Genomic DNA, 14,632 nt, shown 5'->3' with positions numbered 1-14,632 from the left:
AAAGGGTGTAAACCTTTATTCTTCATTCAGAACTCGGTTTTTTAAGTTTAATTGAAAATTGACCAAACAATCAGTTATTCCAAATTCTAACTCTAGTTGGTAGGTTAGTTTATCTTTGACAATAAAAGCTATATCTTTAAAGATTGAAAATGGAGTACGAATCGCCTGAGAAAAATTTAATACGCTTGGAAATCCCAAATCCGCAAGGTGCTTCAGGAAACTATTTTGAACAAATTTCTCATACTTGTGTGATGACTGGAATGCAAATCCGCAAAGGCGACATTATTGATGCAGTAACGCCAATTTTCCAGCCTCTTGAGGCAGATTGCTCTATTAAATCCGAACTTTATATTGGGACGCAGCAGGGAGACGATGGAGGCGGTGGAGATATTTTCCTACAATTTGGGTATGTACTCGTAGGTTTACGCTTTCAGACTGTGAATTACTACGGACACGGAGCTATCAATGCCCTGAGCCTGATTTGGCGCAGGTGGTTGAATGGGCAAGTTACTAATGAAGAACTTATCAGCGAACCATTAATACCTCAACTGCCATCTTATGTTAAGACATTTGGTTCTGCTGAAAGGGTAGAAGTGTATTTACCTGATGAATACGTGGCAATAGGTATTTGTGGAAGAGCTTCCAGTTATGTGAACACTTTGTCTCTCATAGCTGGTAAACCTGCTTTTGATGTGTCTGCAATTGTACGAACGCAAGATATCAATGCTCTTGTACGAGTAAACCTCCAACAGATGGAGCAAAAACTAATTCAGGAGCAAAGAGATGCGGATGAAGCAGCAGAACGCGATCGCGAGCGGGCTCAGCTCGAGCAGCAACAAGAACAAGCTGACCGTGATGCAACTAATTATCAGTTAACTTGTGAGTTTTTAGGAGGAACGAGAAGCGCTACAGATGGTTTGTCAGTTGTAACGATTAATAATGATGACTCCGGAGCTTTCGATGGTAAGCTTCGTTTGCTGTACCCAAATCGCAGTTGTATCCGAGCTAATTTTGATTTAGAAGAGCAAACTACTTTTGCCGTACTGTACCTAAGCCATCTCTCTTCTGGAATGGGCGGTAAGAAAGGATATTCACCCGTAAATATTGAGGTTAATAACAAGTGTGTAGCTGCTAACCACGATCCCCGAAGCGATAACTATACTGTTGATCGCTTTGAAATTGCTTCCTATCTTCATGTCGGCACTAACGAAATAACCATCACTCTGGGTGATGCTACAACGCACTATTGGATTGAATGGCTCAAATTATTAATAAACTTACCTAATAAGTAAGTCGGCACGATAAAACGCATATATGTTTAGTTTTGTAAAAAATGTGGAATGACCTATTTTTAAACCCACATTCCGCACCCTCAACTGTCACACAGCAAAAAACAGTACTTATGAACTAATAAAGAAGTAGAATGTAAAAAGACTATTGAGAATAGATAGCATTAATGAAGAAGTGGTAACACAAAGAATATTCAGAGCGATCACAAACTTTTAGAAATCGAGGGAAAAATAAGGGTGCGATCGCCAGCATTTCACCTAGCGCCGTTAGTTGAAATGTTGATTAAATGTAACTTATGCAGGGATAGAACAAAGAGGCTGATAGTGCAAAGCAAAGCTAGAAGGAAGTCAGACCTAGGTAAATTATCACAAAAAGTTACTAAATCAGAAGAGAAATCAAAGAGCGAATTGAAAAAGTTGTCCCAAGAAAAGTTTGCGTGCGAAGCGGATGCAATTAAGGCATTAACAAAACTGTCAAAACAATTTAAATATTACCAAATTGAGAATAGTCAAATATCTTCTTTCTTAACTAACCTGCGGAATGTGGGATAGACAAGTGTTGCAGTGCAATTAGCAATTAGCTTTAACAGCCAACCGCTTGCAGTAATGCCTCGAACAAGGGGTCGCCAAAAGTCATTAACCGCAGTGAAGGCATTTTATCAAATACATCAGGCGAAAAAGTAACTGTGTAGTTTTGTCCTTTGTAAGCAAGCTGCCAAATATGTTCACCTTTGTTCTCAAAAGTCGCTCTGCAAGCTCTTAAAATAACTGAAGTCGTGAATAACTCCTCAATAGCTTTTGGAGTGAGGGGAGCAAGAGCCATTGGTTTTTGAATTTCTACGAGGTCAGCGTCCAAATCCATTGCTACCATTTCTTCAATTGCTGGACGCAGCGGCGGCGTGTCTAATACTGAGTCGAACTCAGACATTAAAACGTCCTCTTCTTCTGGGTCAGCACTCATCGCCGCCTGTTCAATAAAGGTGGGGACTTGCGCTAAAATTGGCTGGAGATTGCCAATAACTGTGGCAAAGGCGTTGATGCGATCGCCCTTTGGGTAATATCAAGATATTGATTTTGAATTAACCAGCTAAGAATTTCAAAGTGTTTGAGTTGGACAAGGTTTTCTGGTGGTTTTAAGTCAGCATCAAGGCGGGTTAACAATGCATCTCGGAGTGCATATCCCTGTTGAATTGCGTTTAAATCTTCTGGGCTAAACTGACAACCCATAATTAACCGCATCCGCCCTTCATTGTGCAGCATTGCACCCAAACCACAGGCAACCTTACTGAGAATAGCACTGTTAAAAAAGCCGGATTTACGGTCATATTGGACAGTACATTCTAATGCGGGGATATAGAAATCTGTAATGGTATTATGAGTATTGCTAGAGTAGCTAATTTTCCAGGGATAGTCACGTAGTTTTTTCAAAATTATAACCAGTTATCTAATCGTAAATTGGTAATATTTTCAAAATCTTTGATATTATTAGTGACGAGGATATCATCGCGAGAACGAGCAACCGCAGCAATTAGTGCATCAATTTCTCCAGTTGGTTTACCAATCTGTCTAAGTTCACTTTGAATCTTGCCAAATTCGATAGCAGCATCTAAGTCAAAGGGTTCAACTGCTAAAAGTTCGGTAAACTGTGCCAATGTTTCTAAATTTTTTTCAACCTCTTTAGAACAGTAAATTCCTTTATACAGTTCCGAAACTACAATTGTAGAAAGGTAGCATTGGCTAAAAAAGCGATTAAATTTAGCAACTGCTTTGGGATTTTCGTTTAGCAGTGCAATGCAAATGTTAGTATCTAACAGGTACATTAGCTGTTATCTTGATTATCAATTGAGTCTATCACTCTACCTCGATAAACGTGGCGCTGTTCGTCAATTTCAGTAAAGATTTCCATCAAATCAGGTTGGTTTTTCCAAGTACCAAATAACTTATTAAGTCTTGCTAGTCTTTCTTCATCCGTTAAAGGCTGTTTTGTTTCATTAATTTGAGTTGGAGCAATTTCTAACTCAACTATGATTTCTGTACCATCAGGAATATTATTAATCTGTTCTAATAATTCGATAGTTTTACCGCGTTTGATTCCTTTAATCTTCATTTTATGTTTCCTCATTTATTGACGGTTGACAGTTGACGGTTAACCGCTAACATAACTTAATCATCAGTCAACAATTCCCAAATCTAAACTCATCTGTCCATAACTTAACGGTAACTCAGTCTGCTGGTAAGAAACCTTGGCTTTAATTTCATCCATTGCTAACCACAAATCTAACAACGCTTTTTCTTCCGGGATGCGTTTCTTTTCATCGCCAATTCTAGGAATAACTTTTAACGCCACTTCAAATGTCCGCATAAATAAATCGTTGCTGACTAAGCCAGTATTTTTCAGAAATCTGCGGACGGGTTCTATATTGCCTTCTTCCTCATAAAGGGCGATAATCGCATGGAGTCCATCTACTAAATATCGTGCCGAAAATTCAGTGTCGATAACGGAGAAGGCGCGTTTTTTCAGGCGTTGTTGCGGGGTGAGTAGTTTGCAAAAACCGCTTGCTGAGTCGAGTAATTTGTGTTTTTTCACCAACGTGTTCGTAGTATACCTGCTCGTTCAGCAGTTGCACGGGCATCATTCTTTCGATGAAGAGGGCGGGGCGTTTGGGGGTGGGTTTGGGCATAGATTAATGGTGCTAGATAAAACACTAACCATTGTTTAGCAAATCCTCTACCAAATTACCAGCTTAGCTCCTTTGCCTGCTTGCGCTGGCGTTGGAACTGCTTGTGAACTGGAACGCCGTACATTTGCTCTTCGAGTTTCGTCCATTTGACGTTGTTCAACGAGCCATAAGGGGCAAAATCCAGAAACTCGGCTTTCTTCACCATTCCAGCATAAGAAATTGTAGCTTGCGTTACTCGCTTCAACCGCACCAAATCTTCAGGGGTGCATTCGCCTTTTTTTACGCCCATCTGAACCAAGCCATCGATGAAATTCTCGTCTGGAAACAACATTTCTGCGGCAAAAATCTCCGCACCAACTTCGATTTCCTCATTTTGATTGTATTCACCACATAAAAGAGATTTCAGGTTGCGGTCAACGAGATAATGCTTAAATTCATGGCACATCGTAAAAAGTGCAGGTGCTTCGGGAAGCGAACGATTGACCATAATGGTCGCGCCGCACTCATCATAAAAGAAAGCCCCCCGCAACTTTTTGAATTTTGCTGTAGGGGGTGCATCTTTTGGGGGCCACAAATCACACTTGATGTTGTACGCCTTATAAATACGTCGTATATCGGACTTGCGTACTTGCGGCGTAGTCAAACCATATTCGCCTCGAATGCGGCGTGCAAGTTCCTTCATCTCCTCATAATATTCATTCAGTGTCATTCTGTTTTTTCCTCTTACGCCCTGATTTCGGTTTATCTCCCTGTTGATAGAGACTTCGCGCTTTACGAAATTCAGCATAGGTACGCAATTCCGCTAAGTCTTCAGGAGGTAACTGTTTAGCTACACGTAACAATGCAGTGAGTTCTTCGTTCTGCGTGATTTCTTCTGAAGGAAAAAAATTTAAAATCGACACTTCAAAGAACCGGGCAAGGCGTTCGAGGTCTTCAATTGTTGGGCGATAAGTTGCAGTTTCCCAACGCGAAATGGTGTTCGCTGTAATTCCCACCTTTTTCGCAAGCGCTTCTTGGGATAGCCCCTTACCTCCGTAACTCGTCCGTAAATATCGGATGCGTTCTCCGATGTAATCCATTAATTCCATTTGGTTTGTAGTATTACCAACTTCCCTCATCGATATCGTTTTCCTTTAAAAGGATATTACTTCCTGTTGATGTTGACGTTTTCTTGTAGCAAAAGTTATCATCCTGGCATAGGAAGACAATTCAACGCCAACAGGATAAAAAAGCAGCTGAGGTATTTCTACGGCAAACTATCACCCTCGGACAATTAGTACTCAAAAGCTCAATTCAATACACAAAGAATTTCGCCATGCAAATTGAAGTCTCAAAAAATACCGAATCCCTGTCCAAAAAGCCAAAAATGATTACTGTTACCGTCAACGAACGCCCTGTAACTTTCTCAGAGCACAAAGCTACAGGCTTGGAAATTAAGCAGACTGCCATTAAGCAGAGCGTAGCAATCCAGGAAGATTTCGTGCTGTTTGAGGTCAAAGGCAATTCTTCCCTCAAACAAATTGGGGACTGCGAAACCGTTACCCTGCATGAGGGGCAACAATTCCGCGCCACCGCACCAGATGACAACTCGTAGGAGATGCCAATGACACCAGAAGTTCAACAGGCGATCGCAGAAATTAAGCAAGCCTTTCCCGAGCATCCTCTTGATATAGAAGCTGAGGCGCAAGGGGGAGCATACGTCATCGTCAATGATTTGCAGATTGGCGAACAGTATGTTCCCTCTACCAGTTGGGTAGGATTTGTAATTTCTTTTCAGTATCCTTATACAGATGTCTATCCGCACTATCTTGACGCGGGGTTACGCCGGATTGATGGTTCAGTACAAGGCGCTGGATTTCAATATCCTGTCAATTGGCGTGACCGACAGGTCATTCAGGTGTCGCGGCGCTCAAACCGATGGAATCCTGCCATTGACACAGCCGCAACCAAGTTAAATAAGGTTCTTTCGTGGTTGAGGAGCCAATGAACAAACTAATCTCGCTGAGAATAGATGAGCCACTTTTTCAAAAGCTTCATCAGCATCTTTTCCCCGGTGATGGGGATGAACATGGAGCAGTGATTGCAGCAGGTATTGTAGAAACACCTCGCGGCATCCGCCTCCTGGCACGGGAAGTTTTCTTGGCACGCGACGGGATTGATTATGTACCCGGTACACGCGGCTACCGTGCTTTAACTGCAAAATTTGTGGCTGAAAAATCAGGCTACTGTGCGGAACAAAATCTCTGTTACCTGGCTGTACATTGTCATGGTGGTAGGGACGAAGTTTGTTTCTCCGCCGATGACATGGCATCCCACGAACGTGGTTATCCGGCGCTGCTCGATATTACTCGTGGCGGTCCAGTGGGGGCGCTGGTGTTTGCCAAAAACGCCGTAGCAGGGGATATCTGGACTGCCTCTGGTCGCTTTCAACTCGACCACATGACTATCGTTGGTTCGCATATCCGCCGACTTTATCCCTCTCCCCAACCCCGACCGCGAGCTGCTGACCCCATGTACGACCGCCATGTTCGGATGTTCGGGGATGTGGGGCAAGAAATTTTCTCCAACTTGAAGGTAGGAATCATCGGACTTGGTGGGGGAGGCTCGCTGATCAATGAATGGTTATCCCGCTTGGGGGTCGGACATATCGTCGCCATCGACTTTGACCGAGTTGAATTAACCAACCGCCCCCGCATTGTCGGTACAACGCCTTGGGATGCAATGACTTGGTTAACCAAGTCACCTGTTCCCTGGTTAAAAAAACTTGGCAAGCGGTTGTCTCCTTATAAAGTCCACGTCGCCCGTCGAGTTGCCAAGCAAGCAAATCCCTCTATCCGCTACGACGCAATTGTGGGGAACATCGTCGATGAGTCAACCACAAAATTACTGGTAGACATCGATTTCTTGTTCTTGGCAGCGGACTCCATGCAAAGCCGTCTAGTCTTTAACGCGCTGGTGCATCAGTACCTAATTCCAGGGATTCAGATTGGTGCCAAGGTTCCTGTGGATAAACAGACAAAGCAAGTTGGCGATATTTTCACTGCTACCCGACCCGTACTTCCTTTTCCTTATGGTGGTTGTCTGCACTGTCATGAGTTGATTCCAGCAGGGCGGTTGCAACAGGAAGCATTGAGCGAAGAGGAGCGCCGAAATCAGCGGTATGTTGAGGATGAAGATATCGCTGAACCCAGCGTCATTGCCCTTAACGTTAAGTCTGCCGAACAAGCCGTGAACGATTTTATGATGATGTTCACAGGGCTGTATAAACCAGAAGTCAAGTTGTGCCATCAGTTAAGGTTTGCGCGAGAACGCAGCATCATCAATATTGAGCCGCGTGCAAATGATGATTGCTTAGACTGTAGCAATAATTCTCGCAGTCGTCGCGCTAAGGGCGATCGCCATCGTCTGCCTTGTCGAATTCCATTTTCCAGAAGTTAAACATGAAATTTCAAGGAGCAGTCATCAAGGAACAGGGAGTGACTTTTGCTGTGGTTGTCGTCAAGAAGCATATTCTAGATAACAAAACTGAAGCTGACAAAACTATACGGATGTTTCAACCTATATTCCCAGGAATACCTATTGTGTTGATGGCTCAAGACTTCAGAGGAGTCCCTACTTATTACGGTCGTAGGGATATCTCCCAATTTATGGCAAGTGTTCCAATTCAATGCGTGTCTTGGAAGGAGTACACACTAAGTTAACAGCAGTAGAAATGATTTTTCAGAGTTAACTATCTCCTAAAAGTATCCGCATCGCCTTCAATGCTACACTCCTTTTACCATTACTTATCTTGGCAAACCAGTAGTGTGACTCTTCATTACTCATTGCAGTAATCCCTTTGGTAATATTAGCAATGCGTTCTGGTTTAGAAAGCGGTTGCAAAGTCTGAAATAACAACGCCAAATTTGTTCCTGATTCCTCATTCAAAACATAGGGCGTTTGACGATTATGAGTTAAGGTTTTAGGGTCGTAATTATTCGCCTTTAAACAATCATAAATTGCTTGTTTTGCTTGTACCAATGCACTACCCTTCAAGCGCCCAATACGCTTGGCAGAGGGACGCTTTTTTCTCCAGCTTTTTTATAAGCACACTGATACAACTCCAAGGCAAAGTTATTGTTGTCTATGGGAACCATGGATAAAATAAGTGGCGGTAGGCATTCGTTAAAGATACTCGTACTGCTAAATCAAGGGTACCTTTTTTATCTTTTATTTGCCGTTGCTGACTTTCTGATAAATCTTGCAAGCGGTTGGGAGAATTGAGAATATTTTGAACTGCCCGATGCTCCCTAGCATTGTCAATCGCTCGTTCTAATTCTTGCTTGTTTGCTACTAAGAATAATAAGCGATTTATAAAAGTGCGAAACTTTCCTGACTCGCCTGTTTCATTAAAAATTTTCTCCACAATTGGCGGAGGACCTTCGGTAGTGGCGGAAATCGTCGCTTCATTGAAATCAATTAAACAGAGGGCAATGCTATCCGGTGCATCATCTACATCTGCTGGTGACTCCGGTGCAGAAACTAGCTTAAAAAATTTTTCAGCAAAAATTGTATTGCGACGGCTTCGTAAGTCGTCCTTCGCCTCAGTGATTCCGATTTGTGCCTTTTCTTCCGCAATAATTTTATTAATTGATGGTTCTTCTTTAAAACGAGCGATAGAAGTTATCGCATCGTTTTCCAAGTACCAAGCAACTTCACTCAACCTTTCCAAGGCTGTATCAACAAAGCCAATTTCTAACCCAGGTGTCAGCAGTGACAAATTTAATTCAGCGCGACGAATACCTGTTGCTATTCCTTGGTTGATGGAATGTAAGAAAATTGTACGCGCTACCCAGGTAGAAAAGGGAGGTTTACTTGCGGCTGTCCATGCTGCGTCTTGTAATTGAGCGTGTGCTTCTCTCCCATCTAAATTATAAATGTCTGCCTGAAGAGGTATACGCATCAACGGACGCTCCAAGCGCGAAGTTAAATCGCTGGTAATTTCTTCCTCAATACCTATAGGAATGTGATGGGAATGAATGAGGGGTATCCAATTAGTTGACTGTTGACTGTTGACTGTTGACTGTTGGTGGTTGACGGTGAACTGTCAGCAGTCAAGTGTGAACTATTCCACAAATAACGTATTACCCTAGCAAACAGCCGCAAAGCACCTCTAGTGCGTTGGAAATTTGGTATTGAGGCGATTTTTTTAGTTAGCAGGTTAAATAGTTCGGGATGGAAAGGGTAACTGGCTTCAATGCTTTGGGCGTAGCGTGCATCTTTACAACCGTCAGGTAAATTGATGCGGCTGGCTTTGTAAGTTTGCAAATATTCTCTAGCAGCGTTTTTGGCAGCACTAGCATCGATACTGCTGAACAATCGCTGCTTAACAATATTATAAATTTCAATATCAGTACTGGGTTTTAGGATACGTTCCTGACGGGCTGAAGCGGAAATTGCCTCACGAATTTCAGTAGTTTCTTCGCCAAAACTGTCGCTAGAAGAAGCTAGGGTATAAACAAATACTAGGTTATTGCAAGCCGCCGCCAAATCCATTAAGGAAAACAAAAAGGCAACCACTTGTTCCGCTAAGTTGCTATTTCCTACTAACGTCGCTTTTGCCGCTCGCAGGTAGCGGGCAATTTCATCGAGGATAATAACAGTGGGTTGCCCTCGTATTATCCGTTCCAAAACGACGGTTCCAGGACTAACTCGCTTTTCATCAGAACCTTTGAGCAAGCTGTAAGCTTCCATGCTGCCAATTTGGTAGGCAATTTCTCCCCAAAGAGTGTAAGTAGTAATACCAGTGTCTTCATGGTAAACACCATTAACTGGGTCAAGGTCTTGACAAGCGATCGCCGCAGCTTGGATCGGGCGGTCTGGAATTAAATTAAGGTCAGCAAAACGGTCTAATCCGGGAATATCCCGTCCATTTTTAGCAATATGCCATAAAGCAATTTCATCGTGGGTTTTACCGCCACCAAAGCTGGTTTCCAAGCGGATGATAGGAGAACCAACAGCTGCACCTACCAAACGCCCAAACACTTCTAAAATTAAGGTTTTCAAACCGTCAGTAGCGAAAGTATTGGTAAAGAAGGTCGTGGGGTCTTGGTAAACTTGAGGCGCTAACCCAGCCACAACCAGTCGCAGCTTGGCGGCGAATAAGTCGGGGGAAATGTCTCCAGCTAATATTTCTTCTCTAGGGATGCAGGTTTTAAATACAGAAGGCAGCATCATATTTTCATTGTTTCTTTAAAGACATTTTAGTCAGTGCTATCCGTTAATGACCTGATCCATGATCATGCCCCTGCTGTAGCTGGTACAAAGCCATTCTGATGTCTATTTTATTCAGAGTGCTAATAAAATTACAGCCTACATCTCTGGCAAAGCGTCCACTGTAGCTCAAATGGTACCAGTTCCAACTGGTTTCAAGTTTCAAATAAGTTATTTTCCGCAATAAGACCCATGAGGCAAAAGAGTTACGCCAATAGCCCCACGCCTGGGGTTTTTACAATTTTACGCCTAATATAACCAAAACCTCTTTAACTGGCGCTTTCTGGATTTCTAGCTCCTGAACCCTCTTCAATAACCGTTTTGGAATGTACCTGCTCTTTTTGACCAGGCGATCGCCATCTTTCCAAAACTCGTAGTGATACCAAGCTTGAGGATAATCTTTGCCGTGAAGGGTAATGGTTTTCCACTGAATTGAGCCACTGCCTAACCCCTTGTCTCGTCTTGTTTTACTAGGGCTGTCTTTACTGGTGGTTGCTTCCACCTGTCCCCCATCGTTACTAGGGCTATCTTTAAGGGACACACATGAAGGCTCTTCCTGAGTACTAGGGCTTTTTTTACTGGTGGTTATTTCATTGTTACTAGGGCTGTTTATAATATCCCCCAGTAATATGTTTTTACTAGGGCTTTGCACAACACCCAGTAATCCCAAAATTTCTATCACTGGTCGTTTCTGTTCCTCTGCTTCTTGAATAACCCCTAGTAATTGCTTAGGAATGTACTTGGTTCTCTTGAGACCGTTTTCCTTCCAGTGATAATAAGCCTGGGGGTATTCCTTTCCATTCTTGGTAATGGTGCGCCAATAAATAGTGCCGTTACCCTCACCCCAATTTCTGTGCTTTTTACTAGGGCTGCTATTACTGGGGGATATATGGGACTTAGAGGAGTTTGTACTAGGGCTGTCTTTACTGGGGGGTATCTCTATCTGTTCGGAGTCTTTACTAGGCCTATTTTCGATATCCCCCAGTAAAAATTCAGAGACTCTCCACTCATCATCTGTTCTTTGTTGGGCTTCTTCTTTATATAGAGGTTGAGCTGGTAGGTGAATGACACCATACGGCTCAAAGACTTCCCTAAAGAGCTGGACATTATCACCCCAGTAAATTAAGCAGTGAGATTGTCGTGCTGGTAACTTTGGCTTGTAGTTGGTATCCAAAAACTTGATTCTGCCCGAACACAAGTAGACGGGCTGAGTCGCAAGCACCGGACTGCACAAGAGCGGCAGTCCGAACTGTAGGTTGCTGCTCTGGGCGTCAAAACCCAGTATCCAGCCATTAGGGCGGAAGGTTTCGACGGTAGTTTGAGGAATCGGCTCTTTCATCATTCCAAATTCCTGATAATTCCATAGGATTTGTCGAAGAACACCATTGCCGTGCCAGTGTCGCCATGCCGTGCCTTAGCCATGATTAGTTCTAGGATTCCTTGGTCTAGAGTGTCCGGGTTGTAGTACTCGTCCCGGTAAGCGAGTATTATATTGTCTGCTACCATCTCTAAGATTCCCGACTGGCTGAGATCACTCATCATTGGGCGCTTGTTTTGCCTTCCCTCAACTGCTCTAGAGATTTGAGACAGCGCCAACACAGGAACATCCAAATCACCTGCCATTTTGTAAAGTCCCCTCGCCACATCTCCTAGTTCGTAGCTCCGGTTGCCTCCAGAGTCCTCTGCCATCATTTGCAGGTAATCAACTACAACCAACCCCAGCTTGCCTTCTTTTGCCTTTACCTGACGGCATTCGGAAGCAATTCCAGAAACGGTAATGCCTCTTGAGTCATTAATGTACAGCGGTAGTTCTCTTGCAATACCAACGATTTTGGCAATGCTGCTAAATTCCCATTCCTCTAAAGGTTCAAATCCTGCCCGGTGTCTGCGGATGCGATCGCTTCTTAAGGGTATCAAGCCCAAATGCCTGTAGGCAGCTAGAACACTAATTAAACTCCACAGTCTGTACTCCAGCTGCTTCTTAGTCATCTCTAGGGAAAAGATAATGACAGGTAGCTTGTGGAGCAGTATCATCTGAAGAGCCAAAAAAAGTGCAATCTGGCTCTTTCCCATTGATGGTCTGCCTGCAACTATAGTCAGTATGCCGGTTTCAAATCCCACCATCAAGTTATCGAGTTCATAAAGCCCTGTAGGGTAAATGGGGCTAGATGACTCTAATTGCTCGTAAGCAGCAATATTAATCGTGCTGTTATGTTCGGTGTTTGAACAAAATTTTTGGTGAGAAACTTGGAAAACTTTCTGCTCTGATTGGTCGAGGACAATTGGTAACTCAGTTTCTGTCTCGTAACCCAGATGGACAATTTCATTACCGGCTTTAATTAACTGCCGCCGTAGATATTTCTCCATTACCAATGCGGCTAGGGCGTCGATGTTGACAGCACTGACTGTACGGTCTACGAGGGAGACTAGTTTATTTCTACCGCCAATGCGAGCGAGTAAGTCGTGGTCAATTAGCCAATTTGTGACCGACAGCAAGTCCGTAGGTTTGCCGAGTTGGTGAAGGCGCAGTGCTGCTTGATAGATATCTTTGTGAGCAGTAATGTAAAAAGCTTCTGGAACCAGATGATCGCTCACCCTGCTAACCGCTTCTGGATCAAGCATTATCCCGCCCAAAATCGCCTCTTCCGCCTCAATGTTTTGGGGTGGCAATCGATCAGTCATACTTCACCCTGCAAGGCAAGCATAGCTTGCTGACGCTGTTCCTCAATTTCTTGTTGAAACTTTTTGGCAATATGTCGGCTGCGTTGGTTGTTTTTAGATTTGTTGATTTGTGTTTTTTGCTTCGCCAAGAATTTTTGGTAATAAACCTCCCAACGGTTTTTTCCGGCTTTGTTGCTGTGAGCTAACCAAGCCTCTATGTCGTTGACGGGTTGGCTGAGATTTTTTGTAAGTTCCTCACAGAAATTCAAAAAATTCGCTCGCTGGCTTTCTGAGAGAGTCTGAATAAATTCTGAATAGTTTGTATAGTTTGAAGGCTCGCTGAAATCCTTGTTCTGTAAAGGCTCCGAGGTTTTCGGAGGGCTTAAATAAGCGGAATCTCCGCTTAAATAAGCGCTACCTCCGCTTAAATAAGCGGAATCTCCGCTTAAATAAGCGCTACCTCCGCTTAAATAAGCGGAATCTTTGCCCTGACTAGATTTCGGGCTGGATTCTGACCTGGTTTTAGATAAACGCTCTGCCTCAGCCTTGGCTTTAGCGGCTGTCAGGTTATGACCCTGCACTGTTACAGTTCGGTAGTCATAAAGTCCTAGCTTGCGAAGTTTCCTCAAATCTTTGTCCACTGTGTCTAGTGAACTTCCTATGGCTACCGCTATATCTGCTATTGGAGGTAAATCATGATATTTAATCTCACCGCCTTGGGTATAATCTGCGAATGAATCAATAGCCATGAGGTAAATCCAAAGGCGGGATTGACTGCCAGTTAACTTGTTAGAAACCGCTATTAAAGCATCTCGCTTAGAAATCATGAAATATCCTTCCACTTTTGACTCCTCAAATTGCTGGGGACGGCGAATGTTACGCTTTGTAGTTGTCAAGGCTGTACCTCCTCGAAAGTCACGATAACTGCGAACTCCCAGCAGGTTTGGGTTGCAAGTGCCAGCTTTGCTAAGTCCTGTTTTCCAAATAGGTGAATGCGTTTGCTATGCTCAGGAAAAAATGCTGAGTAAGCCAGTATCTTTCCTAGAGCTTCCTTCCAGTCATTGATGTTTTTGATTTCAATAACCTCAGATTCGGTAAGCAGGTCAATGCGACCTACAGCTGTGACTACCTCCATCTCACCACCAAGTTCTGCTCTTAGTCGCTGGCGTATTTTGGCTTCAGCATTATCTTGCTCCCTAAATTGAACCTCAAACCATTCAGGTAGCCAATTTTTCTCTTTTAAAACCAGTATTGCTCGACTGACAGTGCTTTTATCCCTCTTCAAATCAGATGCAATGACGCTACATGGGATACTTATCCTTTCACAGGTAGGGTTGACTGTTTTGAGATAGTAAAGAACATCTACTTCTGCTGGTTTTAGTTCCCGGTTGGCTCTTAACCATTCCTCATGCTGAAGTGGGTAAAACTTCCCTTGAATTCTGGAATTGTTCTGCGTCATAATTTCCTTAGTAATGACAATTTCCAGCCCCTGTCCTGCCAGACTGGGGCTAGTTTTCAAGCCTATTGGCTTGAAGCTATTCCTTGATGGCTGCCGAAAATTGCTTAACTTGCGCCTCAAAGGTATCGCCATGTAAGCTAGTAGTAGCTGAAGTTCTGCCCTACTTCCTTCAAGATGATGTTATATCTTTCAGTAAGAGTAAGTCGTTGGCTCAGTTTAGCGAGAGGAAATCCTTTGCTACCATTGAGTTATCCATGTCTTTAAAAATCCTAATACAGTTCTCTTTAAAT

19 protein-coding genes and 1 pseudogene are annotated in these 14,632 nt (G+C 43.3%); 6 read left to right on the top strand and 14 right to left on the bottom strand.

Annotated features, from left to right (window positions below; translation table 11 throughout):
- Positions 1-149 precede the first annotated feature (149 nt).
- Positions 150-1,292 (top strand): hypothetical protein, encoded by a 1,143-nt coding sequence (locus V5G28_RS14810; protein WP_336230797.1) that lies wholly within the window; start codon positions 150-152, stop codon positions 1,290-1,292.
- Positions 1,293-1,578: 286 nt separating this feature from the next.
- Positions 1,579-1,808: pseudogene (locus V5G28_RS14805) on the top strand (IS1634 family transposase); the annotation flags it as partial.
- Positions 1,809-1,872: 64 nt separating this feature from the next.
- On the opposite strand, the gene V5G28_RS14800 reads toward V5G28_RS14805, so the two are convergent.
- The 7 genes from V5G28_RS14800 to V5G28_RS14770 form a co-directional block, all read right to left on the bottom strand.
- Positions 1,873-2,250, bottom strand: coding sequence for a hypothetical protein (locus tag V5G28_RS14800; protein ID WP_336230795.1), 378 nt, complete (start codon positions 2,248-2,250; stop codon positions 1,873-1,875).
- A 32-nt stretch (positions 2,251-2,282) separates the two neighbouring features.
- Positions 2,283-2,717, bottom strand: a complete 435-nt coding sequence (locus tag V5G28_RS14795) for a hypothetical protein (protein WP_336230793.1) — start codon at positions 2,715-2,717, stop codon at positions 2,283-2,285.
- A gap of 2 nt (positions 2,718-2,719) precedes the next feature.
- Positions 2,720-3,109, bottom strand: a complete 390-nt coding sequence (locus V5G28_RS14790) for a type II toxin-antitoxin system VapC family toxin (RefSeq protein ID WP_336230791.1) — start codon at positions 3,107-3,109, stop codon at positions 2,720-2,722.
- Positions 3,109-3,396, bottom strand: coding sequence for a hypothetical protein (locus V5G28_RS14785; protein WP_336230790.1), 288 nt, complete (start codon positions 3,394-3,396; stop codon positions 3,109-3,111). The genes V5G28_RS14790 and V5G28_RS14785 overlap by 1 nt, the downstream gene beginning before the upstream one ends.
- Before the next feature lie 63 nt (positions 3,397-3,459).
- Positions 3,460-3,876 (bottom strand): hypothetical protein, encoded by a 417-nt coding sequence (locus V5G28_RS14780; protein ID WP_336230787.1) that lies wholly within the window; start codon positions 3,874-3,876, stop codon positions 3,460-3,462.
- A 149-nt stretch (positions 3,877-4,025) separates the two neighbouring features.
- Positions 4,026-4,679, bottom strand: coding sequence for an ImmA/IrrE family metallo-endopeptidase (locus V5G28_RS14775; protein WP_336230785.1), 654 nt, complete (start codon positions 4,677-4,679; stop codon positions 4,026-4,028).
- Positions 4,666-5,088, bottom strand: coding sequence for a helix-turn-helix domain-containing protein (locus V5G28_RS14770; protein ID WP_336230784.1), 423 nt, complete (start codon positions 5,086-5,088; stop codon positions 4,666-4,668). The genes V5G28_RS14775 and V5G28_RS14770 overlap by 14 nt, the downstream gene beginning before the upstream one ends.
- A 197-nt stretch (positions 5,089-5,285) precedes the next feature.
- On the opposite strand from V5G28_RS14770, the gene V5G28_RS14765 reads away from it, so the two are divergent.
- The 4 genes from V5G28_RS14765 to V5G28_RS14750 are packed head-to-tail and all read left to right on the top strand — an operon-like array spanning position 5,286 to position 7,671.
- Positions 5,286-5,564 (top strand): multiubiquitin domain-containing protein, encoded by a 279-nt coding sequence (locus V5G28_RS14765; protein ID WP_336230782.1) that lies wholly within the window; start codon positions 5,286-5,288, stop codon positions 5,562-5,564.
- A gap of 9 nt (positions 5,565-5,573) precedes the next feature.
- Positions 5,574-5,957, top strand: coding sequence for an E2/UBC family protein (locus V5G28_RS14760; protein ID WP_336230781.1), 384 nt, complete (start codon positions 5,574-5,576; stop codon positions 5,955-5,957).
- The gene (locus tag V5G28_RS14755; protein ID WP_336230779.1) at positions 5,954-7,408 is read left to right on the top strand and encodes a ThiF family adenylyltransferase; all 1,455 of its coding nucleotides are present in this window, start codon (positions 5,954-5,956) and stop codon (positions 7,406-7,408) included. The genes V5G28_RS14760 and V5G28_RS14755 overlap by 4 nt, the downstream gene beginning before the upstream one ends.
- A gap of 2 nt (positions 7,409-7,410) precedes the next feature.
- Complete coding sequence (locus V5G28_RS14750) at positions 7,411-7,671, top strand: hypothetical protein (RefSeq protein ID WP_336230777.1); 261 nt, start codon at positions 7,411-7,413, stop codon at positions 7,669-7,671.
- Positions 7,672-7,696: 25 nt separating this feature from the next.
- Here the strand turns inward: V5G28_RS14750 and V5G28_RS14745 are convergent, their stop codons facing one another.
- The 7 genes from V5G28_RS14745 to V5G28_RS14715 form a co-directional block, all read right to left on the bottom strand.
- Positions 7,697-7,990 (bottom strand): DUF7680 family protein, encoded by a 294-nt coding sequence (locus V5G28_RS14745; RefSeq protein ID WP_442994266.1) that lies wholly within the window; start codon positions 7,988-7,990, stop codon positions 7,697-7,699.
- Between the two features lie 103 nt (positions 7,991-8,093).
- Positions 8,094-8,912, bottom strand: a complete 819-nt coding sequence (locus V5G28_RS14740) for a hypothetical protein (protein ID WP_336230776.1) — start codon at positions 8,910-8,912, stop codon at positions 8,094-8,096.
- 53 nt (positions 8,913-8,965) lie between these two features.
- A complete protein-coding gene (locus V5G28_RS14735) occupies positions 8,966-10,186 on the bottom strand; it encodes a DUF499 domain-containing protein (RefSeq protein ID WP_336230775.1) in 1,221 nt (406 codons plus the stop codon).
- Between the two features lie 271 nt (positions 10,187-10,457).
- Complete coding sequence (locus V5G28_RS14730; RefSeq protein WP_336230774.1) at positions 10,458-11,564, bottom strand: hypothetical protein; 1,107 nt, start codon at positions 11,562-11,564, stop codon at positions 10,458-10,460.
- Positions 11,561-12,904 (bottom strand): replicative DNA helicase, encoded by a 1,344-nt coding sequence (gene dnaB, locus V5G28_RS14725; protein ID WP_336230773.1) that lies wholly within the window; start codon positions 12,902-12,904, stop codon positions 11,561-11,563. Before dnaB ends, V5G28_RS14730 begins: the two co-directional genes overlap by 4 nt.
- Entirely contained in the window at positions 12,901-13,779 is an 879-nt protein-coding gene (locus V5G28_RS14720) for a MarR family transcriptional regulator (RefSeq protein ID WP_336230772.1), read from the bottom strand. Before V5G28_RS14720 ends, dnaB begins: the two co-directional genes overlap by 4 nt.
- Positions 13,776-14,474 carry a hypothetical protein gene (locus V5G28_RS14715; RefSeq protein ID WP_336230770.1) on the bottom strand — a complete coding sequence of 233 codons (699 nt, stop codon included), beginning with the start codon at positions 14,472-14,474 and terminating at the stop codon, positions 13,776-13,778. The genes V5G28_RS14720 and V5G28_RS14715 overlap by 4 nt, the downstream gene beginning before the upstream one ends.
- Positions 14,475-14,632: the final 158 nt, after the last annotated feature.

The sequence above is a fragment of the Scytonema sp. PRP1 genome, from assembly GCF_036697665.2.
Lineage (GTDB): Bacteria > Cyanobacteriota > Cyanobacteriia > Cyanobacteriales > Nostocaceae > Kalymmatonema > Kalymmatonema gypsitolerans.
The sequence above is the reverse complement of the archived record's forward strand: the minus strand, read 5'-3'. Positions and strand labels throughout refer to the sequence as shown.